25 protein-coding genes and 1 pseudogene are annotated in these 26,855 nt (G+C 65.3%); 16 read left to right on the forward strand and 10 right to left on the reverse strand.

Annotated features, from left to right (window positions below; genetic code table 11):
* Positions 1–105: pseudogene (locus ACQCVD_RS13050) on the forward strand (IS982 family transposase); the annotation flags it as partial.
* A 101-nt stretch (positions 106–206) separates the two neighbouring features.
* Positions 207–602: an alcohol dehydrogenase catalytic domain-containing protein gene (locus ACQCVD_RS13055; protein ID WP_426824207.1), complete on the forward strand. Its 396-nt coding sequence runs from the start codon at positions 207–209 to the stop codon at positions 600–602.
* A 26-nt stretch (positions 603–628) separates the two neighbouring features.
* Here ACQCVD_RS13055 and ACQCVD_RS13060 read toward each other — a convergent pair whose 3' ends face one another.
* From ACQCVD_RS13060 to ACQCVD_RS13070, 3 genes are read right to left on the reverse strand one after another with little or no spacing between them, the layout of a single operon-like run.
* Positions 629–1,534: a dioxygenase gene (locus ACQCVD_RS13060; protein WP_426824208.1), complete on the reverse strand. Its 906-nt coding sequence runs from the start codon at positions 1,532–1,534 to the stop codon at positions 629–631.
* Positions 1,535–1,549: 15 nt separating this feature from the next.
* A complete protein-coding gene (locus ACQCVD_RS13065) occupies positions 1,550–2,620 on the reverse strand; it encodes a maleylacetate reductase (RefSeq protein ID WP_426824209.1) in 1,071 nt (356 codons plus the stop codon).
* A gap of 14 nt (positions 2,621–2,634) precedes the next feature.
* Complete coding sequence (locus ACQCVD_RS13070) at positions 2,635–4,260, reverse strand: bifunctional 3-(3-hydroxy-phenyl)propionate/3-hydroxycinnamic acid hydroxylase (protein ID WP_426824210.1); 1,626 nt, start codon at positions 4,258–4,260, stop codon at positions 2,635–2,637.
* A 150-nt stretch (positions 4,261–4,410) separates the two neighbouring features.
* Between ACQCVD_RS13070 and ACQCVD_RS13075 the strand changes: the two genes are divergently transcribed.
* The 3 genes from ACQCVD_RS13075 to ctaD all read left to right on the forward strand — a co-directional run bounded on the left by ACQCVD_RS13075 (position 4,411) and on the right by ctaD (position 7,464).
* A complete protein-coding gene (locus ACQCVD_RS13075; protein ID WP_426824211.1) occupies positions 4,411–5,034 on the forward strand; it encodes a TetR/AcrR family transcriptional regulator in 624 nt (207 codons plus the stop codon).
* 126 nt (positions 5,035–5,160) lie between these two features.
* Complete coding sequence (locus tag ACQCVD_RS13080) at positions 5,161–5,469, forward strand: hypothetical protein (protein ID WP_426824212.1); 309 nt, start codon at positions 5,161–5,163, stop codon at positions 5,467–5,469.
* Between the two features lie 228 nt (positions 5,470–5,697).
* Entirely contained in the window at positions 5,698–7,464 is a 1,767-nt protein-coding gene (gene ctaD, locus ACQCVD_RS13085; RefSeq protein WP_426824213.1) for a cytochrome c oxidase subunit I, read from the forward strand.
* Between the two features lie 14 nt (positions 7,465–7,478).
* On the opposite strand, the gene ACQCVD_RS13090 is transcribed toward ctaD, so the two are convergent.
* Positions 7,479–8,741, reverse strand: a complete 1,263-nt coding sequence (locus ACQCVD_RS13090) for a phospholipase D-like domain-containing protein (protein ID WP_426824214.1) — start codon at positions 8,739–8,741, stop codon at positions 7,479–7,481.
* A 62-nt stretch (positions 8,742–8,803) separates the two neighbouring features.
* Positions 8,804–9,913 carry a glycosyltransferase family 4 protein gene (locus ACQCVD_RS13095; protein WP_426824215.1) on the reverse strand — a complete coding sequence of 370 codons (1,110 nt, stop codon included), beginning with the start codon at positions 9,911–9,913 and terminating at the stop codon, positions 8,804–8,806.
* A 146-nt stretch (positions 9,914–10,059) separates the two neighbouring features.
* On the opposite strand from ACQCVD_RS13095, the gene ACQCVD_RS13100 reads away from it, so the two are divergent.
* The 3 genes from ACQCVD_RS13100 to ACQCVD_RS13110 all read left to right on the forward strand — a co-directional run bounded on the left by ACQCVD_RS13100 (position 10,060) and on the right by ACQCVD_RS13110 (position 13,676).
* On the forward strand, positions 10,060–10,824 hold the full coding sequence (locus ACQCVD_RS13100; RefSeq protein WP_426824216.1) for a class I SAM-dependent methyltransferase: 765 nt from the start codon (positions 10,060–10,062) through the stop codon (positions 10,822–10,824).
* Positions 10,825–11,004: 180 nt separating this feature from the next.
* Positions 11,005–11,862, forward strand: a complete 858-nt coding sequence (locus ACQCVD_RS13105; RefSeq protein WP_426824217.1) for an SDR family oxidoreductase — start codon at positions 11,005–11,007, stop codon at positions 11,860–11,862.
* Entirely contained in the window at positions 11,862–13,676 is a 1,815-nt protein-coding gene (locus ACQCVD_RS13110) for a glycoside hydrolase family 15 protein (protein ID WP_426824218.1), read from the forward strand. Before ACQCVD_RS13105 ends, ACQCVD_RS13110 begins: the two co-directional genes overlap by 1 nt.
* A 100-nt stretch (positions 13,677–13,776) precedes the next feature.
* On the opposite strand, the gene ACQCVD_RS13115 is transcribed toward ACQCVD_RS13110, so the two are convergent.
* The gene (locus ACQCVD_RS13115) at positions 13,777–14,133 is read right to left on the reverse strand and encodes a hypothetical protein (protein ID WP_426824219.1); all 357 of its coding nucleotides are present in this window, start codon (positions 14,131–14,133) and stop codon (positions 13,777–13,779) included.
* 441 nt (positions 14,134–14,574) lie between these two features.
* Here ACQCVD_RS13115 and ACQCVD_RS13120 point away from each other — a divergent pair, with 441 nt between their 5' ends.
* The 3 genes from ACQCVD_RS13120 (at position 14,575) to ACQCVD_RS13130 (ending at position 17,838) form a co-directional block, all read left to right on the forward strand.
* Complete coding sequence (locus ACQCVD_RS13120) at positions 14,575–15,000, forward strand: DUF6098 family protein (RefSeq protein ID WP_426824221.1); 426 nt, start codon at positions 14,575–14,577, stop codon at positions 14,998–15,000.
* 389 nt (positions 15,001–15,389) lie between these two features.
* A complete protein-coding gene (locus ACQCVD_RS13125) occupies positions 15,390–17,072 on the forward strand; it encodes a Na+/H+ antiporter NhaC family protein (protein ID WP_426824222.1) in 1,683 nt (560 codons plus the stop codon).
* A 28-nt stretch (positions 17,073–17,100) separates the two neighbouring features.
* Positions 17,101–17,838, forward strand: coding sequence for an SDR family NAD(P)-dependent oxidoreductase (locus tag ACQCVD_RS13130; RefSeq protein ID WP_426824223.1), 738 nt, complete (start codon positions 17,101–17,103; stop codon positions 17,836–17,838).
* Between the two features lie 30 nt (positions 17,839–17,868).
* Here the strand turns inward: ACQCVD_RS13130 and ACQCVD_RS13135 are convergent, their stop codons facing one another.
* On the reverse strand, positions 17,869–18,813 hold the full coding sequence (locus ACQCVD_RS13135) for a LysR family transcriptional regulator (protein WP_426824224.1): 945 nt from the start codon (positions 18,811–18,813) through the stop codon (positions 17,869–17,871).
* A gap of 173 nt (positions 18,814–18,986) precedes the next feature.
* On the opposite strand from ACQCVD_RS13135, the gene ACQCVD_RS13140 reads away from it, so the two are divergent.
* Positions 18,987–20,291, forward strand: coding sequence for a flavin-containing monooxygenase (locus ACQCVD_RS13140; protein ID WP_426824225.1), 1,305 nt, complete (start codon positions 18,987–18,989; stop codon positions 20,289–20,291).
* Entirely contained in the window at positions 20,288–21,046 is a 759-nt protein-coding gene (locus tag ACQCVD_RS13145) for an SDR family NAD(P)-dependent oxidoreductase (protein WP_426824226.1), read from the forward strand. The genes ACQCVD_RS13140 and ACQCVD_RS13145 overlap by 4 nt, the downstream gene beginning before the upstream one ends.
* Before the next feature lie 70 nt (positions 21,047–21,116).
* Here ACQCVD_RS13145 and ACQCVD_RS13150 read toward each other — a convergent pair whose 3' ends face one another.
* From ACQCVD_RS13150 to ACQCVD_RS13160, 3 genes are read right to left on the reverse strand one after another with little or no spacing between them, the layout of a single operon-like run.
* The gene (locus ACQCVD_RS13150; protein ID WP_426824227.1) at positions 21,117–21,737 is read right to left on the reverse strand and encodes a DUF3618 domain-containing protein; all 621 of its coding nucleotides are present in this window, start codon (positions 21,735–21,737) and stop codon (positions 21,117–21,119) included.
* Positions 21,734–22,240, reverse strand: a complete 507-nt coding sequence (locus ACQCVD_RS13155) for a phage holin family protein (RefSeq protein ID WP_426824228.1) — start codon at positions 22,238–22,240, stop codon at positions 21,734–21,736. Before ACQCVD_RS13155 ends, ACQCVD_RS13150 begins: the two co-directional genes overlap by 4 nt.
* Entirely contained in the window at positions 22,237–23,061 is an 825-nt protein-coding gene (locus ACQCVD_RS13160) for a hypothetical protein (protein ID WP_426824229.1), read from the reverse strand. The genes ACQCVD_RS13155 and ACQCVD_RS13160 overlap by 4 nt, the downstream gene beginning before the upstream one ends.
* Positions 23,062–23,667: 606 nt before the next feature.
* On the opposite strand from ACQCVD_RS13160, the gene ACQCVD_RS13165 reads away from it, so the two are divergent.
* The 3 genes from ACQCVD_RS13165 (at position 23,668) to ACQCVD_RS13175 (ending at position 26,817) form a co-directional block, all read left to right on the forward strand.
* The gene (locus ACQCVD_RS13165) at positions 23,668–24,849 is read left to right on the forward strand and encodes a YihY/virulence factor BrkB family protein (RefSeq protein ID WP_426824230.1); all 1,182 of its coding nucleotides are present in this window, start codon (positions 23,668–23,670) and stop codon (positions 24,847–24,849) included.
* Between the two features lie 442 nt (positions 24,850–25,291).
* Positions 25,292–25,960, forward strand: coding sequence for a DsbA family protein (locus ACQCVD_RS13170; protein WP_426824231.1), 669 nt, complete (start codon positions 25,292–25,294; stop codon positions 25,958–25,960).
* Entirely contained in the window at positions 25,960–26,817 is an 858-nt protein-coding gene (locus ACQCVD_RS13175) for a cytochrome c biogenesis CcdA family protein (RefSeq protein ID WP_426824232.1), read from the forward strand. The genes ACQCVD_RS13170 and ACQCVD_RS13175 overlap by 1 nt, the downstream gene beginning before the upstream one ends.
* The last annotated feature ends 38 nt before the right edge of the window (positions 26,818–26,855 follow it).

A 26,855-nucleotide genomic window follows, 5' to 3' on the forward strand; every position in this document is an offset into this window, starting at 1 on the left:
ATCAGTCGGATTGTGCGGCGGTTGTTGGCGTTGACCGCGGTGATCTGGCATAACCACGCCACCGGCCAGCCGGTGCTGCGGTCACTGATCGCGTACGACCACTAAACCCCCGGAATCAATCATCTAGGGGAATGGTGGCTCGGGTCCTTCGACGATCAGGTCACCATCTCCGGCTGCTTACCACGGTAACTGCCAGAATGGGCGGCATGAACACCATGAGAGCAGCAGTACTGACCTGCCACGGCGGACCGGAAGCCCTGGAGTTCAAGGTCATTGAGCTCCCCGAGCCCGGCGCGGGAGAAGTGCTGGTGAAGGTCAACGCAGCCGCCCTGAACAACACGGACATCTGGACCCGGGAAGGAGCTTACGGTCTCCCCGGGGATCCGGACGCCAAGGCAGGCTGGCGCGGGCCGTTGTCCTTCCCGCTGATTCAGGACGGGGACATCGCCGGTGAGATCGTCTCGGTGGGAACAGACGTCAGCACAGATCGCGTGGGGCAGCGGGTTCTGGCCGATCCGGGCATCTACCAGGATGGACGCCCACCGCTCCCCCGGTCGGGTTACTCGGCAGCGAGGCTAACGGCGGCTTCGCGGAATTTGTGATCAGCCGTGCTGACCAGGCCCATGACTCACACCTCCGCCGGCGCCAACACGATGTCGAAGCGGGTTTTCGCCCAGATCTTCCCATCCAAGTCTCGGCCGTCCGGGGTCGGGGTGCCGGCCGGCTGTTCCTCGAAGGTCTTGATCAGCGAGTCCTTTACCCCGAAGACCGAATCGCCGATCTCCAGCTGCGGGTCACCGTCAACAAAGATGTGGGTGACCAGAGTGCGCTTCTCCGGGGCCGTGACCATGAAGTGCAGGTGCGCGGCACGCACCGGGGAGCGGCCGACGGATTGCAGCATCTGGCCCACCGGGCCGTCGTGCGGAATCGGGTACGGCACCGGGGTCAGCCCCCAGAACTTGTAGTTCCCCTGCTCATCGGTGAACAGGTGAGCGCGACCGGCCATGCGGCCGTCGGTGTACTGGACGTCGTACAGCCCGTCCTCATCGCACTCCCAGACCTCGATCCGGGCGTTCGGGACCGGATTGCCCTCGGTGTCGGTGACCGTGCCCTCCACCCAGGCGGGCTGCCCCTCCGCACCGAAGGAGATGTCGCCGCCGTGCTCGATCTCGGGGGCGTCGTCGACGAAGAAGGGGCCGAACACGGTGGCCTCGGTGGCGTTTTCGTAGGCCTCGTTGTTCACGGCGATGGTCTGCATGGAGGCACCCAGCGTGTCCGAGAGCAGGACGAACTCCTGGCGCTTGTCATCGGTGATGTGGCCGACCCGGGTGAGGAAGTCGATGGCGTAGTTCCACTCATCCTCGGTCAGGCGGACGTCGCGGATGAAGCTGTGCAGATGCGTGGTCAGGGACTGCATGACCTGCTTCAGCCGCGGGTCCGGGGTGTTCTCGAAGGAGGCGAGCACGCGCTGGACGAGGTCTTCCTCGACCTGCTGCTGTTGTGCACTGACCTGGGTATCGGTGGACTGAGTCATGGCTCTTCTCTTTCCTTAGTTCAGGGTCGCGGGATCGTCGCCGTTCAGGGCGGCGGTGAGCAGCTGGGTGAGGTTGTCTTCGGTGACCTCACGGGGGTTATTGGCCGGGATCTTCTCCAGCACGATCTCCACCGCCTGCGGGATGTTCTCGGCGGTGAAGCCGTAATCTGAGAGTCGTTGCGGGGCGTCGACCTGCGCGCGGAGCTGCTGCAGTCCCTCCAGGGCGGTGTCGGTGCCAAACGCGGTGGCGGCGCGCTGTTCCGCTTCCGGGGCGTGCGGGGCATTGAAGGCCAACACGTAGGGCAGGACCGTGGCGTGGGTCTGGGCGTGCGGCAGGTTGAAAGTACCGCCGAGCACGTGGCAGATCTTGTGGTGCAGGCCCGAGCCCGCGGACGCGAAGGCCACCGCCGAGAGATACGCGCCGTAGAGGGCCTCGTCTCGGCCGTCGATACTCTGTGAGTCCGCCACGATCTTGGGCAGGCCCTGACTCAATGCCCGGATGCCTTCGCCGGCCAGGGCCGCGTTGATCGGGTCGGCCTTCGGAGCCCAGAGTGAATCAATGCAGTGAGCCATGCCGTTCAGCCCGGAGGCCACGGACATCTCCACCGGCAGGGAGAGGGTGAGCTCGGAATCGTAGATAACCGTGGTGGGCAGAACCTTGGCGTCCACCCCGGTGGTCTTGCGCTTGGCTTCAGTGAGACCCCAGACATCGGTGGCCTCGGATCCGGCGTAGGTGGTGGGCACCGCGACGATCGGAATGCCCGTGGTCAGCGCGATCGCCTTGGCCAGCCCGGTGGTGGAGCCACCGCCGACGCTGACCAGCAGGTCCACGTCATTTTCGAGGGCCACCTGGCGGGCGTTCTCGGCGGTCTCGATCGGCACGTGCATGACCACGTCCGAATGCCAGACCGCGACCTCAACGCTGGCAGCCACCTGCTCAGCGATGAACATCTCCCGCTCGCCGGCGATGACCATGACGTTGTGCGCGTTCAACCGCTCGGCCTCGGCGGACAGATGGCCGGCCGCTTGCCCGGAGCCGAAGCGGACCCGCTGGCCCAGGGTGACGTGCTCGAAACTCAATGACATGTGTTCTTGCCCTTTCAGTTGCTCAAGACCGGCTGCTGGTTCAGGTGCAGGTCAGCGGCGAGTTCCGCGATGCGCTCCTGCAGTTGGGTGCCGTCCACCGCGGTGGCGTAGACGTAGAAGTCAGGTCGGGTAATCAGATAGAGCACGCCTGCCTCCTTCAGCCAGCGGGTATAGGTTCCTTCAGTATCTACGATCTGACCGGGCGCCGTGCCGGAACCGACGCTCACGATGGTGGCCTCGAGCAGTTCCAGAGTGGCCAGCTGGGCGTCGTCAAGCGCCGTGCAGGGATCCGCGTTGAGCCCGATAACGATCCAACCGCGGGCGACGACATCGTCGAAGCGGCCGGTGGCTCCCTGACATTCCACGATGCCCTGCTTGGCCAGCTCCCCGCCATGGGGGCTTCCCTTAGCCCAGACACCGGAACCGAGGTGGGCGACATCCGTATTGACCGGGGTGCCGTCCCAATCGGCCATCTCGGCGATCATGCGCTCATCCCGTTTGGCGGCCTCCGTCTCATCAGCGATGCAGATGACGCTGCCCAGCTCCATGGAGAAGTCGATGTAGTGGCGGACGTGTTCGCGGCGCTCCTCACCGTAGGAGTCCAGCAGCTGATCGTCAGCCCTACCACTGAGGATGAGATCCAGTCGCCAGGCTAAAGCCACAGAATCCCGGAGTCCGGCACACATCCCCTCACCGGCGAACGGCGGCATGAGGTGTGCTGCGTCGCCGGCGATCAGTGCCCGCCGGTCGCGCCACTGCTGTGCCCAACGGGCCTGGAAGCGGTAGATCGCGGAGCGTTCCAGAATCGCCTTGTCCGGGGTAACACCCCAGGGATCGAGCAGCTGCCACGCGCTCTCCTCGGAAGCCAGCTCCTTGAGGTCCTCGCCGGGCAGGGCCATGAACTCCCAGCGACGCCGCCCCGGTCCACCCGGCACAATGGTGGTCGGCCGTTTCGGGTCGCAGAGCTGCCAGTGGTCTGGGCCGTACTCGATCTCCTGAGTGGGTTTGAGATCCAGGATCAGCCAGTCGAAGAAGTAGCCGAGGTCATTCATCTCCAGGCCGAGCGTCTCGCGGATGAAGCTGTTTGCGCCGTCGGCACCGATCACGTAGCGGGCGCGGATCTCCTGCACCTCGGCGTCCGGGTTCAAGACTTCGGGATTCTCGGTGAGGACGCCGCGCAGAGTGACCGAGTCCTCGTCCTGTTCCAGGGCTGTGACATGCCAGCCGCAGCGCAGTTCCACAGTGTCTAGTGCCGTGGCGGTATCACGGAGTCGCTTCTCCAGTTCCGGCTGGTAGAACCAATAGCGCGTGCGCCAGCCAGATTCGGTCATGGAATTCCAGTCGACTTCCATGAGGGTTTCACCCTTAGCGTTGCGCCAGGAGTAAAGGTCCTCATGGTGTTCAATGGCGCTGTCGTTCTCGGCATCGATGCCGATGTAGCCGAGGATCCGGGCGATTTCATGATCGAAGGTGACGGCACGAGGCCGCTCGTAGAAGGATGGCCACTTCTCGACGACGGTGACACGGTGCCCCTTCTTGCCGAGAAGAACGGCGAGCAATGTGCCGACTGGGCCGGCACCGACGATGGCGACGTCAGTGTCGTACTGCTGGAAGTTTTGGGAGTCCTGGAAGGGTGACATAGATACTGACCTCTTTCAATTGTGTCGTACTGCATGTTGTGTGAAACACATTGTGAACTATGATTCACATTTGAACAATGATTCATTTATATCCCTACCCTTCTACCCCCGCCTGATTTCGTGAGCTGGACGAACGTTTACGGTGAGAACATGACGAGGACCGACGATCGGCGGAGTAGGCGACGCGAACAGACTCGGAAGCGATTGATCAATGCCGCGCGAGAGCTGATGGCTGAGCGCGGGTTCACTGAGGTGGGCATCGCAGAGATCACGGCAGCCGCAGACCTGGGCACCGGCACGTTCTATAACTACTTCCCCTCCCGCGAGCAGCTGTTGGCTGCCGTGGCGGAAGACTCGATGGAAAAAGTCGGTGCTGCCCTGGACCGGAACGTGTCAGGACTCGATGACCCGGCTGAAGCTTTCGCCAGCTCTTTGCGCCACCTGGTCCGCCATGCCCTCACCGATCGAGTGTGGGGGGGTTTCCTGGTACAGATGGGTGCCGCTCACCCCGTTCTGCTGCGAATCCTGGGACCGCGCGCCCGGCGCGACCTACTGCGCGGCGTGGAGACCGGGAGATTCTCCATCGAGGATCTGGATCTGGCGACAACCTGCACCTTCGGTTCCCTGGTCGCCGCCATTCAATTGGCCATGGAATCCGAGCCCCGAGAAGAACGAGATCAGATCTTCGCCCGCGCGATGCTGCGGATGGTTGGCGTACCGGCCGATGAGGCCCCCGAGGTGGCTGCCCGAAAACTGCCGGAGATCGAGGTTTGAGGGGGTGAGCTGGCCGGAGTGCCATACCCCACCTCCAGGCCGTTCACTCCCCACGCACAGGGCCAGGAATCCACGGGGCTGATCCCATCCATTGCCCCACCCTCACCCCACCGCCATACTGGCCGCATGGGACTGGCATTCGCGCTTCTGGCCTGGTTGGCGGGCACAGCACTGTTCACCTTCAGCATCCTGAAGTTGAACAGGCTGAATCCGGAGGATGAGGTCCCCTCGTGGTTCGGCCGGCCGAACAACTACTCCGGCGGGGTGTACCTCCTCCGCGCGGCTGGCGCCGGGCTACTGTTTCTCGCGGCCTTCGCCTGGTCCAGTGCGATCGGATACCTCTCGATTGCCCTGGTCTTCCTCGGCTGCGCCCCCGCACTCCTCCTCCATGTCCGGCACAACCGGCGCGTGAGAACCGGATCTACCGGCCATTAGAAAGCAAGGCGGCTGGTCAAACCGGTCGCCCGCCCGGTCACCGCCCCTCAAGTCCTGACCAGCGCAAATAGGTGACACCTACATCACTGTTCCTATGGCCAGCGTCACAAAAGGGGGCTAAACTACAGTGCAGAGCAAGGATTGCTCCGATGGAAGTCGTACTAATCCAGGGTCGACCACGCCCGTGAACGGCCCGCAACCAGGACGCCGCCCAGCCAGGAGGCTGACATGACCGCAGTAGCACCAAGAGTTGATGACTATCAGGCACCCGTCCGGCCCGCCCCGACCGGGCACGCCCGCAAAGGCTCCGCCCTCTGGTCCTCTCTGACCACCACCGACCACAAACAGCTGGGCATCCTCTACATCATCATGTCCTTCATGTTCTTCGCCGCCGCGGGACTGATGGCGCTCCTCTTCCGGGCCGAGCTGTTCACACCCGGCCTGCAATTTCTGTCGAATGAGCAGTACAACCAGCTGTTCACCATCCACGGCACCCTGATGATGCTGGCGTTCGCCACACCACTCGTGTGGGGCTTCGGCAACTTCGTCCTCCCACTCCAGCTCGGGGCACCGGACGTGGCCTTCCCCCGGCTGAACGCCTTCGGACTCTGGATCACCGGCGCGGGCGGTCTGGTCATCATGGCCGGCTTCCTCACCCCGGGCGGCGCCGCCGACTTCGGCTGGACCATGTACTCCCCGCTGTCCAGTGACATCCACACCCCGGGAGTGGGAGCCGACTTCTGGATCCTCGGCGTCGGCATGCTGGGCATCGGCACCATCGCTTCCGCGATCAACATGCTGACCACCATCATGTGCCTGCGAGCCCCCGGCATGACGATGTTCCGGATGCCGATCTTCGCCTGGAACATCTTCGTGACCGCCGTGGTCGCCCTCCTGGTGTTCCCGCTGCTGACCGCCGCCGCCCTGGGTGTGCTCTATGACCGCAAACTCGGCGGCCACATCTACGATCCGGGCAATGGTGGCGCGATCCTGTGGCAGCACCTGTTCTGGTTCTTCGGACACCCCGAGGTCTACGTCATCGCACTGCCGTTCTTCGGCATCATCTCTGAAGTCATTCCGGTGTTCTCCCGGAAGCCGATGTTCGGCTACATCGGGCTGGTCTTCGCCACCCTGGCCATCGCCGCTCTGTCCATGGCGGTGTGGGCGCACCACATGTTCGTCACGGGTGCTGTCCTGCTTCCCTTCTTCTCCTTCATGAGCTTCATGATCGCGGTGCCCACCGGCGTGAAGTTCTTCAACTGGACGGGCACGATGTGGAAGGGGCACATCACGTGGGAGACCCCGATGATCTTCGCGGTCGGCTTCCTGGCCACCTTCCTCTTCGGCGGCCTGACCGGCATCCTCCTGGCCGCCCCGCCGCTGGACTTCCAGCTGTCTGACTCCTACTTCCTGATCGCGCACTTCCACTACACCGTCTTCGGCACCGTGGTGTTCGCGACGTTCTCCGGCATCTACTTCTGGTTCCCGAAGATGACCGGCCGGATGATGGACGAACGGTTGGGCAAGATCCACTTCTGGATGACCTTCTTCGGCTTCCACGGCACATTCCTCGTCCAGCACTGGCTGGGCAACATGGGCATGCCGCGCCGCTACGCCGACTACCTGGATTCTGACGGCTTCACGCTGCTCAACCAGATCTCCACGATCTCCGCATTCGTTCTGGGGACCTCTGTCCTGGTCTTCACCTGGAATGTGTTCAAGTCCTGGCGCTACGGCGAGATCGTCACCGTGGATGATCCGTGGGGCTACGGCAACTCCCTGGAGTGGGCCACCACCTGTCCCCCGCCGCGCCACAACTTCATCTCCCTGCCGCGCATCCGCTCCGAGCGCCCCGCGTTCGAGCTGCACTACCCGCACATGGTGGAGCGCATGCGGGCTGAGGCGCACGTGACCAAGCACGACGAACGCGCCGAGAAGCAGAAGTCCCCGACCCCGGATGAGGTCAGGGAGGAAGAGAAGCAGGCGCAGAGCTAGAGAGGAACCGGCAGTCAGAGCAGCGGGCGGAGGGGAACCAGGGCAGTTTCCACCACCCGCGCCATGACGTGCCGGTCCCGCCACTCCGGGGAGCTCAGTTCCTCGCAGTGCTCGGCGTCGGCGGCGTAAACCTTCTCCATTTCCGCGGCGAAGCGGGGATCGGTGACTTCCACGTTGGTCTCGTAGTTGTAGGACAGCGAGAGCCGGTCGATGTTGGCGGTGCCCACGGTGGACCACTCGCCGTCGATGGTGGCAACCTTCGCGTGGATCATGGAGGCGGAGTAGAGCAGGATGGTGATCCCCGCGTCCAGCAACTGCCCGTAGAATCCGCGTGAGACCCAGTCGGCCACGACGTGGTTCGAGGTCTTCGGCACCATGACCCGCACGTCCACGCCCCGTTCGGCCGCCGCGACCAGGGCCTGCAGGATCTGCTGGTCCGGAATGAAGTACGGGGTGGTGATCCAGATGCGGTGCTCGGCCCGGGCGATCGCCTTCAGGTACGTGTTCCGGATGGGATAGACCAGCTGCACCGGAAGGTTGGCCTGGACGATCACCTCCGGATTCCAGGCGCGCGGGGCGACCCACTCGATCTGATCCTCCGGATCATGGGCGGCATTCCACAATTGCGCAATGGCATGCTGCAGCCCCCACACGCCGGCGCCAATCTCCCGCACGTGGGTGTCCCGCCATTCATTCGCGTAGAGCGAACCGATGTTGTAGCCGCCAGCGAAGCCGATGCTGTCATCCACCACCAGGATTTTCGAGTGGTTGAATCCGCTGTGGCGCAGCGGCCCCACCCAGAAACGTTTCCCCACCACGGGCAACCGGTAGACCCGGACCTGTTCGGAGAACTGCCGGTAGAAGGAACGCGGCACCACCAGATTCGCCATACCGTCGTAGAGCACGAAGACCTTGACTCCCCGCTCGGCGGCCTGGTTGAGGGCGTCCATGAACCGCTGCCCCACCTCATCCGCCTTCCAGATGTAGGTCTCCAGGTAAACGGACTTCTCCGCCGATTCAATCGCCTGGATCATGTCGTCATAGAGCTCGCCGCCGGAGGTGTAGATGCTCAGGTTCGAATCCTCGAGCTGGGCATGGAAGGTGCCCGGGTTCGGGGCGCGCCGCTTCCTCCGGTTGTGGTTCAGGACCGCATCGACGCCCATCACAGCCCCCGCGGTGAGGACCGGCACGGCAGCTGCTGCTCCGGTGAGGAGACCAGCGGCCTTCAGGACGTCACGGCCCTTCACCTGGCGGGCATGGCGGAGTAAGCGCATCATGCTGCCACAATACGTGCCCGCCCCGGCAACCGCCGCGACTTCGCGCGCCAGTCCGCTCCCGGCTACTCCGCGATCCGCTCCAGCAGCTGTGTGAACCGCTGGCCCGTCTCCTCCCAGGAGTAACCGGCCGCCAGGTCACGGGCGGCGGCGCCGAGGTCGCGGCGTCGGGAAGCACTTTCAAGGAGCTGTTCCGTGGCGGTGGTGAGGTCCGCCGGGCCGTCGACCAGCAGGCCGGTGAGGCTGTGCGTGATGGAATCGCGCAGGCCACCGGCGCTGCGGTAGCCGATGGTGGGCACGCTGTGCTGCGCGGCCTCGATCACGGCCAGGCCCCACCCCTCCTTGCGCGAGGGCATGAGGTGCAGTTCGGCGCGCGCGAGCAGGGCGTGCTTGTAGTCCTCGGTGACCTGGCCATGGAAGCGGATGCGCTCGGCGACGCCGCTGTCTGCCGCATAGGCACGCAACTGCTCCTCCCACCAGCCGGAACCGATGACGTCCAGGACCAGGTTGTGCTCCTCCCCGAGAGCGGCGATGACATCCATGGCGTGCTCGATCTGCTTGTGCGGCACGAGCCGGGAGAGGGTGACCAGGTGGAGGGCGCCATCATTGTCCAGGGTGGGCAGGTGCTGCGGGATGGGGTCGATGCCGTTGCGGATGATGTGGATGTCCTGCTGCCGCACGCCCAGGTCCACCAGTTCCTGCGCGCTGGGGCCGGAGACCGTGACATAGGGCGCGCCGCGGTAGATGGCGGGGGCCACGTGCTTTTCCAGGAACCAGCCGAAGCGCCCGATGGCCGGCCCCGCCACGGGCCACTGCTCGCGGTGGCAGTGGTGGGTGAGCAGGACCGTGGGCTTGGGAGTGAAGACCCGCGCGAAGAAGGGGATGCCGTTCTGCGTGTCCACCACGGCGTCGATCTTGCCCAGCGTGCCCACACCCAGGCGGCCCAGCAGGATCCCCAGCCAGGCCTTCGGGTAGACGGTGAACTTCCCGCCGCTGCGCGAATAGCGCACACCCTCCCGCATGCTGCGGCGCGGGGCGTCGGTGTGGCCGGCCGTGCGGTAGACCACCTCATGGCCCTGCCTGGCCAGATACTCCCCGACCCGCTCCAGGTAGCGCTCGCTGCCACCGCCCTGGGGGTGGGTGGAATCGCGCCAGCACAACAGAAGGATTTTCATCAGGGGTCTAGTTTAGTTCGTACTTTACATTCACTTGACATCGACGCGGGGCGCTGAACTGGCAAAATCGATTTCCGCTAGATTATTTTGTGTAGTTTCTACCCAATAGTGAACGTTTTCTATCCATCTGATTGTTGGGAGCTCCGTTGCCACCCCTCCCCCATTCCCGCCGTCGTGCCACCCTGCGGCGTTCCTTCGGCCTGCTCGCCTCCTTCCGGCATGAGCAGCCGCGTCCGGACCTGTTCTATGGCGGACTGGCGGTGGACACGGCGTCGATGATCGAGGCGTTGTGGGCGGATGTGCACGGTGGCGGGCTGCAGGGCCGTTCGGGGCTGGATGTCGGCGGCGGGCCGGGGTACTTCGCGCAGGAGTTTGAGAACCGCGGCGTGGAGTACTTCTCCGTGGAGCCGGATGTGGGTGAGATGTCGGCCGCCGGGATCGACGTCGCGGCGTCGGTACGCGGCTCCGGCCTGGACCTGCCGTTCCTGTCCGATTCCTTCGACGTGGTGTACTCCTCCAACGTCGCCGAGCACGTGGCCGAGCCCTGGCGCATGGGCGAGGAGATGCTGCGGGTGACGCGTCCCAGCGGCCTGGTGATCCTGAGTTACACCATCTGGCTGGGCCCCTTCGGCGGGCACGAGACCGGGCTGTGGCCGCACTATGTGGGGGGCGGCTTTGCCCGGGACCGCTACAGGAGAAAACACGGGCACCCGCCGAAGAACGTGTTCGGGGAGTCCCTGTTCGACGTCTCGTGTGCGGAAGGGCTCCGCTGGGGGCGCTCGGTTCCCGGCGCGGAGCTGGTGGCCGCCTTCCCGCGCTACCACCCGGGCTGGGCCTGGTGGATGGTCCGCGTTCCGGCGCTGCGGGAATTCGCGGTGAGCAACCTGGTGCTGGTGCTGCGGAAGTTGTGATTCTGGCCGGGGGGCCGGCGCGCAACTGAAAGATAGGTGTGCGGCGTTACCTTGACGCCCCGATCGTGCCGGCACGGCAGCCTCCCGGCATCGAGCCCGCGATAATCCCCGCTCTCCCGAGACGGGACCGGATCCGGCGCTAGAGTGGGGCGGCAAACGCCCAGCGAAGGAGTGTGCACCATGCCCGAGTACGAGCAACCACAGATCCCCGCCCAACAACAGGACGTCCCCGGCGTGCAGTCCGAGATGACGCCGGTCCCCGACTGCGGGGAAACCACCTACCGCGGCTCCGGAAAGATGACGGGCAAAGCCGCGCTGATCACCGGCGGGGACAGCGGCATCGGCCGGGCGGTGGCCATCGCCTACGCCCGCGAAGGTGCGGACGTGCTGATCTCCTACCTCAATGAACATGACGACGCCCGCGACACCGCCCGCTATGTGGAGGAGGCCGGGCGCCGCGCCGTGCTGGTGCCCGGCGACCTCACCGACCACGCGCACTGCCGTGAGGTGGTGCAGCGGGCGGTGGACGAGTTCGGCCGGTTGGACGTGCTGGTTCCCAATGCGGCCTACCAGTCGCTGCACGACAACCTCGAGGACTTCACGGACGAGGAGTTCGACCTCGTCTTCCAGCTGAACATCGGCCACTACTTCCGGATCGTCAAGGCGGCGCTGCCGCACCTGCAGGCCGGAGCGTCAATCATCGCCACGACCTCGGTCAACGCCGACACCCCCGGGCCGCCGCTGGCCCCGTATTCCGCCAGCAAGGCGGCGATCGCCAACTTCTCCGCCTCCCTGGCCCAGATGCTGGGCCCGCGGGGCATCCGGGTCAACTCGGTCGCCCCCGGCGCGATCTGGACCCCGCTGATCCCCGCCACCATGCCCCCGGAGCAGGTGGAGGACTACGGCAGCCAGGCTCCGCTGGGGCGGACCGGGCAGCCGGCGGAACTGGCCGCGCTCTACGTCCTGCTGGCCAGTGATGGCGGCAGCTACATCTCCGGCTCGATGATCCCCGTGACCGGTGGAAATCCGGTGCTGTGATGGAGGTGCGGAGAGCCCCGGGAGTCAATGAACTACCGCCCCGGGACGAGGGCTACGTGGACCTGCGCTCCTACGCCGCGATCAGGGACAGCCGCACCATGGCGCTGATCGCCCACGACGGTTCAGTGGACTGGCTGCCCCTCCAGGACATCGACTCCCTGCCGGTCTTCGGCCGCCTGCTCCACGCCGAGCGCGGCGGCTGCTTCCAGCTGGCCCCGGATCCCGACGCCGCCGGTGAGATCCGCGTCCACCGCGAGTACCTGCACGGGACCAACGTGCTGCAGACGACGTACACCACGGACGTCGGCACCGTGCGGGTGACGGATTCGCTGAATCTGGGCTCCACCGGCGCCCTGCCGTGGACCGAACTGGCCCGGTGCGTCGCCGGCGTCGAGGGGCAGGTGCCGATGGCCTGGCAGGTGGTGCCGGGGACCATGCTCGACACGGCCTCGCCGTGGATCCGGGAGACCCTGCAGTGCGCGGTGCTGCAGGTCGGGGACGTCAGCCTCGCCGTGCGCTCCGAGGGGGCGGGCGAGCACGACGTCGTCAAGCACACGGTCACCGGCCGCTTCACCACCGCGCCGGGCAGTGAACACCTGCTGGCCGTGGTGGGCACCAAGGGCGAGCCGCTGCGCTTGCCCGAGCCGAGGGCCATCCGGCGCAATGTGGAGTTGAGCGTGGATCTGTGGCGCCGCTGGATGGGGCTGCTGCACTATGAGGGGAAGTACGACGGCCCCGTGCGCCGCAGCGCCCTGGTGCTGAAGCTGCTCAGCCACGACCCGTCCGGGGGCGTGGTCGCCGCGGCCACCACCTCCCTGCCGGAGAACCGGGAGGGCACCAAGAACTATGACTACCGCTTCGCCTGGATCCGGGACGCCACCTACACCCTGCACGCCCTGCTGCGGCTGCAGGAACAGGAGGACGTGCACGCCGCGGTGTCCTGGCTGCTGCGCCTGGCCCGCCGGCAGGCTCCCAGGCTGCACGTCCTGAACCAGCTCGACGGCACGGTCCCCGACCCGGAGATGACGGAGTACGACGTCCCCGGATGGCGCGGGATCGGCCCCGTGGTCACCGGCAATGGCGCGGCCGATCAACTGCAGTTGGGAGTCTACGGGGACCTCTTCGACATGGCGCTTCTCTACGTGGGCGGCGGCAATGTCCTGGATGTGGCCACCGCCCGCATGCTCGCCGACCTGGCCGACGCCGTGTGCGATCTGTGGCGCACCCCGGACGCCGGGATGTGGGAGCTGCCCACCCACCGGCACTACACCAGCTCGAAGATGGGGTGCTGGGTGGCACTGGACCGGGCGGTGACCCTGTCCGAGCAGGGCCAGCTGCCCGGACCGGCGGACCGCTGGCGGGCGGAGCGCGAATGCATCCGCGAGTGGATCGAGGAATACTGCTGGTCGGAGGAACGCGGCAGCTATGTCTGGTACCCGGGGGCCGACAAGCTGGATGTCTCCGTGCTGTTGCACACCATCAGCGGTTTCGACACCGGGGAACGGATGTCGCGGACCATCGACGCCCTGCGCGAGGAGCTGAGCCACGGCCCGATGCTCTACCGCTACAGCGGCGTGTCCGAGGAGGAGGGCACCTTCACCGCCTGCGGCTTCTGGTGCGTGGCGGCCCTGGCCCTGGTGGGGCGGCGCGAGGAGGGCGAGCAGCTCATGGATGAGCTGCTGGCGCTGGGCAACGATGTGGGCCTGTACACGGAGATGATCGACCCGGCGGACCTGTCCTTCCTGGGCAACTTCCCCCAGGCACTGAGCCACCTGGCGCTGCTGGAGGCGGCGCTGACGCTGGAGGACACCTGATCCCGGCGTGCGGGGTCCCCCCGCCCCGGCACGGCTTCGTCCCGCCCGGATCGGGTCCGGGCGGGACGAGGTAATTGCGGGTTCTTATGCGGTGATCTGACTAAGCGGCGAGAAGCTGCTCTGCGGCGTCCTGGGTATGCGCCAACTGCACCACTGATTCATAGGACAGCCAGGTGGTGGCTGTCTCCCTGATCCCGCCCGTGGCGGCGTCAACCTGGTTCAACTGGAATCCCTCGGGCAGCTCAGCTATCCCCGCTGCAGCCACCGCCAGGAGTGGAAGATCCGCGGCCTCGGCCCACACATGGATCTCCGGCAGATCAAGCAGGTTGACGGTGGCAATCACACCCTCGATCAGGTCCCGTGCAGCAGCGTCGTCGAGCGCGCTGGGCACTCGCACCGCCACCTCCGATGCTCCGAAGAGTTCTTCTATCGGGCCTGTTTCTTCATCAATCAGCATGGCACCGAGCCTATAGATCACACCTTTGAGGAAGCTGGGGAGCCACGGGAAATTTCCGGTGAGTGGGCCCGGTTCCTGGCCGCGAGCTGCTGGATGCACCGCACCATGAGGCTCTCCGCCATCGCTGTCCTGAAAGGACAAACGGTGTTTCCCAGCCCTCTGTTTCTAAGTTCCGCTGCACCGTGCCGGCCCCTCCCATGGGTGCCGCTCACCGGACTGCGCAAGCGATTCACCTGCGGTTTCTTCTCACCAATTGGTTCGGCCTGCCACTGCGTGGAGCCCACCTTCGATCGATCACGTCGGCTGTGGTTCAGCCCTTCCGGACGCGGAAGAAACGCCCTATGGAAGCCGCTCCAGGAAGCTGTTTCACATCGGGAACGTTCTATAATAAAACTCTTATGCGTGAAGTGCTGCGGCGTCGGGAGAAAGCAGGAACGTGCGATGTGGAAGTTGGAACGGCTGGAGGAACTGGAAGCATTGGCCACGTTCGAAGCGCCGCTGTACGTCCGCTACTCCCGAGGCCCCGAGGAAGATGCCACCAGCGGCAGCATCGACACTGAAAGCGGCCTGGAGCTCCCTGGTCTATCAGTCAACCCGCTCTCCCCGGAAGCATGGTGGACCCGACCAGTGGGAGACTGGATCGCTCGCCAGCTGTGCCAGTACAAGCACCTCCAGGAGAAGAACCCGGACCGGTTCGCTTGGGTACTCCGGCGAGTTCAGGTGGGGCGGGGGCCCGACTGTGAGCCGTTGCTGGCCGCGGTCAAACCCGTCGCACAGCTGTCGCCGCGACTACTCGAGGAAGCAGAACTCCGCTACGCCAGAAGTTTCGATGCCGGCAGAGGGCCGGAAGACGGCCCAGAGATGTAGCTGCGCATCGGGCGGGGCCGCCTCCGACGAAAAATGGCCAGAAACTCAAAGACGCAGGAGATCTGGGCACATCTTGAGAAGAAGAGGGTGCCGTGGCCGGGCTCCTCACCGACATCCACGAGCGTTTCCTACCGAGTGCCAAGCGCGACGACTTCGCCCGGGTGAGCAAGGAGAGATTCAGGAAGGGTAGCGAGCCCCTGAGGTGATTGTGAATCCCTGCCCCGCTTCGCGAGGGAACACCCACCCCGTGCACGAGGGGCCAGGTGCCGACCAAAAGACTCGAGCTTAGACCAAGGTTCCGCCTTGAGGAAGCCGTGTCGATTTCGATGGAACCATGATCAGCAAACCACTACGGTTATGAGTTAACTCACACGTAGAGAGGAACTGCAATGAGCTTCACATTGAATGTCGGAGGCCGCGCCGGCGAGGAAGAATCCGGGCGAAGACCTCGGCAGTCGATCTCCCGACCGTCAGTCCCACTCGCCCTTGCTGTCATTGCCCTGGTCGCAGCAATTCTCATGCTCGGCACCGTCGTCCTCGACGCCCCGATCGAACTCTCCATGTTTGTCGCCATGATCGCACTGATGGTGGTGCTCGCCGTGCGCGGGTTCAGTTTCAACACCATCCAGTCCGCCGCCTACGATGCCATGCGCACCGTCCTGGAACTGATCATCATCCTGATCACCGTAGGCATGCTGATCAGCGCCTGGGCACAATCCGGAACGATCCCACTGATCATCAGCCTCGGCCTACAGACCATCCACCCGAGCCTGTTCTACGTCACCGCCATCATTCTCTGCTCCATCACTTCTCTGATCACCGGAACCTCCTGGGGAACCATGGGCTCAGTCGGCGTCGCACTCATGGCTGTCAGCAGTGGCCTGGGCATGCCAGCCGCGTTGACCGCCGGTGCCATCGTCTGCGGCTCCTACTTCGGTGACAAGCTGTCCATGCTCTCTGATTCGACCAACCTGGCCGCAGCAATCACGGGCACGCCGCTGCTGACCCACATCAAGTACATGCTGATCACCACTGTGCCGGCTTACACCGGAACGCTACTCATCTACGGTGTCATCGGTTTTGTGCTTCCACACCAGGCCGGCAACACCGAGACAATCCAGCAGATCATCGATGGCCTGAACGCCAACTTCAACATGGGCTGGTACTCGTTGATCCCGGCAGTTGTCACCGTGGGAATGCTGTTCTTCCGGCTGCCGCCCTACGTCGCCATTTTCGGAGGCGTGGTCGCCGCAGCCTTCGTATCAATGGTCACCCAGGGCGCCAACACCAGCCAGGTGATCGAGACGATCCACTCGGGCTTCGTCCTGGACACCGGTCTCACCAACCTGGATGACCTGGTATCGGGCGGCGGTGCCCTCTCCATGGCCGGGCTGGTGATGCTCTTCCTCTTCGCGGTCGGCTGCTCCGGGCTCCTGAACAAGGGAGGCTTTGTCACCGTACTCATTGAGCAATTCCTCGCCTTCGCCAACAGTCGCCGCAAGCTGATGTCTCTGACGTCACCGATCATGATCGTCTCCGTCGGCCTGGGCGCCTCCCTCTCCTTCGCCGCCGTGATGATCGGCACCCTGCTGCGGCCGGCCTATAAGGAGATGGGCCTCAAGAGTGAGAATCTGGCTCGCACCATCGAGGACTCCGGCACCACCTACGACGCCTTCTACCCCTGGTCCGGTGGCGGCATCTTCGCCGCCGGTGTGCTGGGCGTGGCCACGGTGGAGTACATGCCCTTCATGTTCTTCGCCTTCCTGTCCACGTTCTTCGGCATTGTCGTCTCACTGACCCAGTTCAAGGTCCGCACCATCCCTCCGAAGGACACCGATCAGGACACCACCGAGGATGATCCTGCGGATCCCCTGCAGCCTGACGGGGTCGCCCCGACCGGGCAGTCCGCCGAGGAGTCGGAGCTGGACCACCGCGAAGCGGATGAGAAGAGCGGAGATGAGACACCGGGACATCGGCAAGCAGCAACCGATTCCACCGCCGGCGCAGTGCAACGGCTGCCCGCGATCGCCGGGACACCGCGGGCGAACACCCGCTGGATCACTCACAACTAGCAACCTGCACGATTCAAGGAGCCAACCAGTGTCAGAATCGCTCTCCACCACGACCGATGAGAACCTTCCACATACTGCCGTGATCACCGGCGCGGCAAGCGGCATGGGGAAGGCCACCACAGAGCTCTTTCTCTCCCGTGGCTGGACCGTCATCGCGCTGGATCTCAGCGAGGTATCCGCCGCCGCAACAGCTGGGACGTTGCTTCCGGCCCAGGTGGATATCACCGACCGCACGGCAGTGAACGCCGTGCTTCGGGAAGCCGTGGGCACCGGCGGTCGGATCGACGCGGTAGCCAATATCGCCGGAGTCTTCCCGCCGAGCACGCTCGAGACATTCAATGAGGATCTCTACCGCACCACGTTCGACGTGAATGTGCTCGGCACCCTGAACATAATTGCGGAATCCCGTCCGTATCTGACCGACGGTTCCTCGGTGGTCAACTTCGCTTCGGTGGATGCGTTCACCGTCTCCCCGGGACAGTTACTCTACGGGGCTTCGAAGGCCGCCATCGTGATGCTGACAAAGGAGCTTGCCCTGGAGCTCGCTCCCGCCGGCATCCGGGTCAACGCCATAGCGCCCGGCTGGGTGGACACCCCCGGAAACGCCGCCACCGGGCGAATGGCCGCAGCCGCGGCGTCGGTCCCCTTGGGCCGCGTTGCCACACCCGATGAAATTGCCCGCTGGGTGGAGCTCATCTCCGGCGTGGATTCCGGTTTTCTTTCCGGCGAGACGATTGTGCTGTCAGGCGCTGCAGTGATGCGGTAACCGGACTGTCCGGTGGCGGACGGGGCAGAGTCAGCCTTCCGCATCCACCGGGATGCTGTCCACCAATTTCTCGATGATGCTCCGGACCGCCCGGGCTCCGGGGCTCAAGGTGGCGTTGCGACGCTTAATGAAGGCGAAGTTCTCCCGCATCGGCGGATCCAGCGGCGCCCAGTGGAGCCGGTTGAGAAACCCCGTGGCCTGCGCCAGTGAGTAGGGGGCGATCGTATCCGCCAATCCCTCCGCGGCCAGCTCCAGAGCCGTATAGGGCGATACTTCAATGGAGGACACCACCCGCAGCCCCGCACGTTGCGCCGCCTCCATGAGACGTCGTCGAGTGGGGTCACTATCTCCCCACTCGACCTCCGGCATCACCAGTTCCGCCTCCGCGATGTCCTGGATCGACACCGGGGAACTGGTCACCTCCGGATCTCTGGACAGATAACAGATCTGCGGCGACCAGGCCAATGGCTCAGTATCCAACCCACGGTCATCCACGGGTAAAGCCACGACCGCAGCCTCAATACGTCCCTCCCGAACCTCATCGGCGATCTTCACTGAATTGTCGCCGATGAGTCGGATACCCACGCCCGGAAAGGACGCCCGGAACCGGATGATCAGGTCTGTGTGAAACAGGTGGCGGGCGGTGCTGAACGTCCCGAAGGTAACGCTACCGCCGGTCAGTTCGCGGATGGGGGTCATGGCGTCTATCGCACTGTAGGCAGCGGCCAACGCCTTTTCAGCATGCGGTACCAGCGTCCGCGCGGCATCAGTGAGAATCAGTGCACGGTTAGTCCGGACAAACAGGGTGACTCCCAGGGTCCGCTCCATGCGGCGGATCTGTTCCGAGAGACTGGGCTGGGCCATGAAGTTGGCTTCAGCGGCCGCTGACAGTGAGCCGTGCTCCACCGCGGAGAGAAAATACGCGAATTGCTGCAGGGTGACTCCGAGGTTTCCGGGGTTTGTGGGGATCTGCATCGGGCAACACCTGTTTCTGCAATCTTTTAAAGGGAAAACCTAGGCCTGCTGAAGTAACAAAGGTCTTCCCTCTTTATGTGTTCTACCCCACTATATATCTAAGGGTGCGATGCACCTGCAATCCAGAGGAGTCCTGTCGGGTCAGCCCCGACACACGGTGCAGGAGGAAAAACATGGGACGTTATTGCGTGATCGGCGCCGGAGCCGCCGGGCTCTCGGCCATCAAACAGCTACTCGATGCCGGCCATGAGGTGGAATGCTTCGAACGCGCTGACCGCGCCGGAGGCCACTGGAACACCGACTATGATGCCCTCCACCTGATTACCTCACGGGATCAAACCCACTTCCCGGATTTCCCGATGCCGGCCGACTACCCCCATTTCCCCAGCCGTGACCAGGTCACCGCGTATATCCACTCCTACGCCGACACTTTCGATCTACACCGGGTGATCCACTACGACACCACCGTGATCTCCGTGTCGCCGGTCAACGTGGCAGAAGGCGACCCGACAGGAAGCTCCGGTTGGGAAGTGGTGACCTCCCGCGGACATGAAGGCACCTTTGACGGCATCCTGGTGGCCAACGGACACCTGTGGGATGCGAAGGTTCCGGAGATTTCCCGTAGCTACACCGGCAGGCAGGTCCACACCAGCGAGTACAGCAACGTCACTGACCTGGTGGGCAACCGGGTGCTGGTGGTCGGCGCCGGCAACTCCGGTTGCGACATGGCCGTGGATGTCGCCCAATCCCGCCGTGAGGTGGACATTGTCATCCGCAAGGGGATCCACTTCCAGCCGAAGATGTACTTCGGCATTCCCCGCTCCGAGCTTCCCCTCCTCCAGGAATTCACCGGTGAGGAACAGGACCTGATCTCCCGGCTACTGGCCAAGGTCTCCATCGGCGAGAACAGCTCCTACCCCGGCCTGCCCGCACCGGAATCTCACGACCTAGCGGGTGGCGCCACCACCGTCAATGACCTGCTGCTCTACTGGATCCAACACGGCAGGATCACCGTGCGCCCGGCGATCGAACGCATCGAGGATAAAACCGTCCACTTCACTGACGGCAGCCGCAAGGAATACGACTCGATCATCTGGGCCACCGGGTTCAATGTCGCGCTTCCCTTCCTGGACCGGGACCTGCTGCGATGGGAGTCCGGCGCTCCCGTGCGCTACGCCGGCGGGATCCTTCCCGAGGGGGTGGAAAAGCTCTACTTCGTCGGCCTGATCGCCCCCCGCGGTCCACAGATCCCCGTCTACGGAGAACAGACCACCCGAATTCTGCGGATGTTGGCCTTGCACAAAGCCAGCGCCCCCAATCCGCTGCCGCTGACCTCCTACTTCCAGCGCGTGCAAACTCCGGAAACCAAGGTCGACGTGGTCCGCCATCTATGGAACGACAACATGGCCGACACTGACGCCCACCTGCGCTCCCTGGAAAACATGGATGCTCTGCAGTCTTTCGGGGAGCGGGTATGAGTGCCGTGGAGGGACAGGGCCACCGTTTCGTGGATAGAGTCGCCCTCATCACCGGTGGCGCTCGAGGTCAGGGCCTGGCCCACGCCCACAGGTTGGCAGATGAAGGGGCATCCGTCTACATCTCCGATGTCTTGCAGGACGAAGGAGAGCTGGCTGCAGAGTCCTTAAGAGGGAAAGGGTTGGACGTACACTTCCACTTCCTGGACGTGAGTGACCCGGGGTCTTGGGACGACATGTTCTCCGTGATCAAAACCGGCCATGGAAAACTGGACGTTCTGGTCAACAATGCCGGCATCATCAATGTCGCCCCCATCGAGAAAGAATCCCTGGAGGCCTGGACCAGGATCCTGAACGTGAATCTCACCGGCGCGTTCCTGGGGATTCAGACCATGCTGCCACTGCTACGTGAGGCTGACGCTGCGGCGGTCGTGAACACCTCCTCGATCTTCGGCCCTTCTGGAGCCGCGGGTTATGCGGCCTACGCCTCTTCGAAGGCCGGGTTGCTGGGGCTGACCAAAGTGGCCGCCCTGGAGCTTGCCTCCGAGGGAATCCGAGTCAACGCCCTGGTTCCGGGTGGGGTGTCCACCGAGCTCAATGCCCTCGAACCGGATGGCGGCGTGGTACCCGAAACCCCGATGGGCCGGCGTGCTGATGTCTCCGAGCTGGCTGCCGCTGTGGCCTATCTGGCCAGCTCTGACGCCAGCTTCGTCACCGGCACCGAGCTGGTGGTCGATGGTGGTTTCATGACCAGATGACGGCCTCACGCCAACCGCCCCGGCACCGTTTCCGGTTCCGGGGCAGTTTCAGGGTGCACGCCATGACAGGTCAGGAATCCTGGGCGGTGTCCCTGACGTTCTTCGCTGCGTCCTGGGCGTCATTCTTGATGTCGGCGACGTGGTGCTGGCCTTCACTCTTGACGTGCTCCACACCGCTGCGGGCGGAATCTGTGACGGATTCCGCGGCCTCCTTGGCCTGGGGCTGGAGGTGGTCCCCCATGTCCTGGGCCACGGACTTGGCTTCTTCGATGGCCGGTTCGGCCTTCTCCTTCGCGGTGGTGGCCAGATCCTGCTCGGGCTTGCTCGCCGGCAGCAGGGAACCGATCAGCCAGCCGGCGCCGAGGGCGATCATGCCCGCCGCCAACGGGTTGCCCCGCGTGCGCTGCTTGATCTCCTGCGGCGCCTGCTTGGCACGCTGACCTGCCTCGTCCGCCAGCTCCCCCGCCCGCTCCCGGGCGTCCTGCATGGTGCTGTCACTGCCGTAGTCGTGGTCATCGGCGCTGCCCATCACGGACTCACGCAGCTGGGTCCACTTACCGCGGATCTTGTCGGTCTGGCGGTCCATCACCTTGGAGGGGTCAGTCTTCTCCGCCAGGGCGTCCACGTCACGCCCGAGGGCGGCGCGGGTGCGGTCGATATCGGCACGGATGTCATCAGGGTTGTTGCTCATGGTGTCTCCTTGCTGGGATTCAGTGTCGCGGGAACTTCCTGAACGGTTTCCTGGGTGCGGGGCAGGCCCTTGATCTTCTCCAGCCGCTGCTTGCCCACCAGGGCCAGCACGGCGGTGATCACGGCCCAGATGGCGGCGACGATCAACGCAGCCCAGCCCATATCCATCACGTTGCCCAGTGCCCAGGCCAGAGCCAGGGAGAGGAACATCAGGACGAAGAAGCCGCCTACCGCGGCACCGGCGAGCATGCCGGCACCGGCTCCCGCCTTCTTGGCCGAGTCGGTGGCCTCCGCCTTGGCGAGGGTGAGCTCCTGGCGGAACAGGGTGGAGATGTGGTCGGCGAAGCTGGAGAACATCTCCCCCAGGGATTCATTGCGGGCCCGGTACTCCGCCTCCGGCATGGGCGCGGGGCTGGATCCGGACGTCTCTGCGGGGGTGGGCGGTGCCATCCCCGGGTCGACCCGGTGCCGGGGAGTCGGGCCGTCGTTCGGGGTGGAAGTCATCGACGCTCCTCCGGATCAGTGAAGTCACGGAGGTGACGGCCACCGGACTCATCCGCCGGGAGGCCACCGGTGGTGGGATCCGCATAACCGCGAGCCGTCGGGTCCGGGTAGCCGCGGGTGACACCGCCGGGGTATTCGCCGGTGGTGGGATCCGGGTAACCGCTGGCCGGAGGGGCCGGGTAGGCACCGGTGCCGGGATTCGGGGAGATACCGGGATCGGAGGTCTCGGGCGACGGGACGGAGGGCAGTTCCGAACCCAACACAGTGGAGGGGTTGCCGGTCAGTCGGCTGGTGGTCTGGGAAGGCTGGGACTGCGTCACTCGGGCACTGTCATCATCGCTGTCGGTCAGCCCGCGGGTCAGGCGTCCGGCCGCCACACCGATGCCGGCGGCAATGGCCAGGAACGCGACGGGACGACGGGCGGCGAAGCGGCGGACGTCCTTGAGCAGATCGGCCGGTTCCTTGTTCTCCAGTTGGGAGGTGAACTGCTCTGCCCGTTCGGCGAGCATGGAAACCGTCTGGCTGACCAGGCCAGCCTCGGGCTTTTCGCCCCGGGCCAGGCGCTGCAGGTCATTGGTGACGGTGCGGGACTGCTCGGCCAGGCGCTGCTGCTGCGTGCCGGCCTGCGAGAAGGCCTCGTCCTGCAGAGAGGAAGCCAGGGACTTGACCTGGTCGGTCGCCTCACCGGCCACCTGCCGGGCCTCCTGCATAGCGGTGTCCGCCGTCTGTTGCGCCGCGTCCTGGGTCTTGCCGGCGACGTGCTCGGCTTCCTCCTGGGCGGCGTTTTGGGCGTTCTGCGTACGATCCGGGTTTGTTGCCATCGAAATGTCCTTCCGGTTCAGAGCCTGGGAATAGCAAGTCCAGTGCTCGGTAGATTCCTTACACGTGAATTGTTGCCCGATTTCGAGTGTGCCACAACACATTAGGAGCCGCTTATCGGACAGCGTCACCAGCACTTTCAGTGAATTCCCCGCCGATTGCGGCGGTCGCCCCGGTTGCCTCCGCCGGGCGGTACCGGCAGTGCAGGCCGAGGAGGTTCATCCCCTGCACCATGAGCCCGCCGGGGATCGCTGCCCGCGGGCGCCGAACCGCACCTCCCCGCGCCCCGCGTGCCGACGCCGCGCCCACCCGGCCGGACGCGGCGTCGTCACGCGGGATGAGAGTCTGGGCCCGCACGGCTCTCCGGGGACCGTGGCAGAATGTATTAGAACCCGACCATATGAGGCAACGGTCCCGGCCCCACCGCCTGGCGCGCAATCAGCGGCGCCGGAACAACGCGGCAGGGCTCCCGACCGGCGGGAAAGGAAGGTGGTTGTCCGGCGATCCCCCTGCGGCAGCAGCGGATCTGAACGTGGCGAAAGACCCCGGAGCGCTTCAGAAAGCGCCCGGCGGACAAGCTCACATCCCGAACCCGAGAGGACCATGCCATGCCATCCGATGACTACATCGAAGACACCCTGGACGCCGCGGACGCGCCGGCGCCGGACAATGAGAAGAAGCCGGAGCACCCGCCGAAACTGACGGGGAGCAGCTGGAAATACGCCCTGAAGCGGGCGGTCCGCGAATTCATGTCGGACGGCGGCACCGACCTGGCCGCCATGCTGACCTACTACACGGTGCTGTCCCTGGCCCCGTCCCTGCTGGCGGTGTTCTCCATCGCCTCCCTGTTCCTGGCCAGCAACGCCGACGCCGTGACCACCATGGTGGACAATTTCGTCCGCGAGTACGTGCCCGCCGATTACCAGGCACCGGTGGTCGACATGGTCGAGACGGTGACGGGTTCGGCCACCGGCGGCGTGATCGCGCTGATCATCGGTATCGCCACCGCCCTGTGGTCGGCCTCCGCCTATGTCAAGGCCTTCTCCCGCTGTTCCAATATCATCTACGGCCGTGAAGAGGGCCGGGGGCTGATCCGGCAGACGGGCACGATGCTGCTGACCACGCTGGGGCTCCTGCTCGGCGTCGTGCTGATCCTGGTCTCCTTCGCCCTGAATGAGACGCTGGTTTCCGGCCTTCTCGGCCCCATCGCCGAGCCGCTCGGCCTGGGCGGCACCCTGGACTTCCTGATGGGCACCTTCCTGCCGATCTGGGCCTGGGTGAAATGGCCGGTCATCGTGATCCTGGTCGTCGTGCTCATCGCCATGCTCTACTACTTCACGCCCAACGTGGAGCAGCCGAAGTTCCGCTGGTTGAGCCTGGGCTCGGGGGTGGCGATCATCGGCATCGCCATCGCCGCCGTGGTGCTCTACATCTACCTCTCCTACTTCGCCGGCTACAGCTCCTACGGCGCGATCGGCGCTGTCATGGCGCTGCTGTTCGCGCTGTGGGTCTTCAACATGATGCTGCTGGTGGGCCTGGAGGTGGACGCCGAGGTGGAGCGCGCCCGCGAACTCCAGGGCGGATTCGAGGCCGAGGACAACATCCAGCTCCCGCCGCGCGACACCAAGAAGGTGGAGAAGCAGAAGGACACCCAGGACCAGTTGGAGGAGGAGGGCCGCGAGATCCGTGAGAACGCCGATGACTCCGACGACACTGACGCCGACTCGGCTGACTCCGCCGACTCCAGCGATAAAGAGCGGGGCAGCACGCGGTACTCCGACCCCGACTGACCTCACGGTCTCGTCGGCTACCGCTAGAAAATGGCTGGGTCCGGGGCGGAAACCGCCCGCACAAGCGGCGGTGCCCCGGGTCCAGCTTTTCCGTTGGCCTGATGCGCGCCACCTCAACGGTGGCGCCAGCATTTGCCGTTGCTTCGGGCCCGCCGCACGCTCTATTCCATGAAATCATGGAATAGCGGGGAGCCGGAAGGGTTCCGGCCGTTTCACCGGCACGGCGGCCGGGGATGGGGAAAGGCCCCTACTCTGGAGATCCCGCTCCGTCACCTGCCCTCGCGGTTCCTGCCGCCCCGCAGCGGCACGGCTGCCACCCCCGCATAATTCACCCACCGATCCCGAGGTCTTCTTCTTGAACACAACTGAACTGTAGACGCGCTACCGGCGCGCCAAGATCGCCATCGTCGCCCTGGTCGCGGCGGTCATCTTCCTGATCCTGGTGCTGGTCGCACAGATGATGGGCGGCACGGGCAACTCCGGGGCCACGCAGGCCGCCGCGCCCAACGCCGCCAGCTCCACTGCGGCCGCAGCGAACGGCACCCCGGAGCAGCCCCGGGTGGAGCGCCGTGATCCGGAGGATCCGCGGGCGATCGGGGACGTCGACGCCCCGGTGGTGCTCTCCGAGTGGACCGACCTGCGCTGCCCCTTCTGCGCCGTGTACCACCGCGACACCCTGCCGGCACTGATCGAGGAATACGTGGACACCGGCCAGGTCCGGATCGAGTTCCGCGATGTCGCCTACTTCGGGGAGGGATCCGTCGACGCCGCCGTGGCCGCCCGCGCCGCCGCCCGCCAGGGGCACTACCCCGAGTACCTGGCGACGGTCTTCGCCGCCGCCCCGGAGTCCGGCCACCCGGACATGGCGCGGGAGAAGCTGATCGGCTTCGCCGAGGACGCCGGCGTGCCGGACATCGCACAGTTCACCGCGGATCTCGACGACCCGACGCTGGCCACCGAGGTACAGCAGGAGACCGCCGAGGCCCAGGGGCTGGGCGTGACGGGCGTGCCCTTCTTCCTGGCCGGGGATTACGTCTTCTCCGGCGCCCAACCCGCGGACGTCTTCCGGGAGTATCTGGACCGCGCGGTCGAGGAAGCCGGGGACAACTGATGGAACTCGGACTCGTCGCAGCTTTCCTGGGCGGACTGCTGACCCTGCTCAGCCCCTGTTCCGCCATGCTCCTGCCGGCCTTCTTCTCCTACGCCTTCGCCAGTCCCGCGGAGCTGCTCTCCCGCACCGGCCTGTTCTACCTGGGGCTCATCACCACCCTGGTCCCGCTCGGCGTGCTCGCGGGGACGTTGGGGGCCTTCGTCAATGAGCACCGTTTCACCCTGATCAACATCTCCGCGGTGGTGCTCATCATTCTCGGCCTGATCATGCTGGCCAGCATCCCGCTCCCGGGCCTTTCCCTCGGGCGGCAGGCCGGGGGAGGCTCCATCGCCGCGGTCTACGCCCTGGGTACCGTCTACGGATTGACCGGGGTGTGCACGGGGACGCTGCTCGGCGCCGTGTTGACCATGGCCGCCGTCTCCGGCAATGCGCTGCTGGGCGGGGTCACCCTGCTGGCCTTCGCCGCCGGGATGGCCGCCCCACTGCTGGTGCTCAGCCTGGTGTGGTCGCGCCTCTCCTTCGTCCGATCGCTGATCAAGCCGCGGGAGGTCCGTATCGGCCGCTGGCCCAACACGTGGACCGGCATCGTCGGCGGCGCCGCGACGGTGACGATCGGTATCCTGTTGCTGGCCACCAACGGCACCACCGACCTGGCGGGACTGCTGGGAGCCACTGACCAGGCCCGGCTGGAGGGCTGGGTGCTCACTTCCGCCAGTGAGATCCCGGACCTGCTGGTCCTCGGGGTCGTCGCGCTGCTGGCGCTCGGCGGTTGGCTGCTGGCCCGCCGGAGCCGCAGGAAGCCCGTCCCCTCCCCCACTGCGCACCCGCCGGTGGAGGGCCTGGTGAAGCTGAACTGACGACGCCGCGCCCACGCACGGTGGGTGCGGGGCGCGGC

Source organism: Corynebacterium halotolerans, assembly GCF_050107895.1.
Lineage (GTDB): Bacteria > Actinomycetota > Actinomycetes > Mycobacteriales > Mycobacteriaceae > Corynebacterium > Corynebacterium halotolerans_B.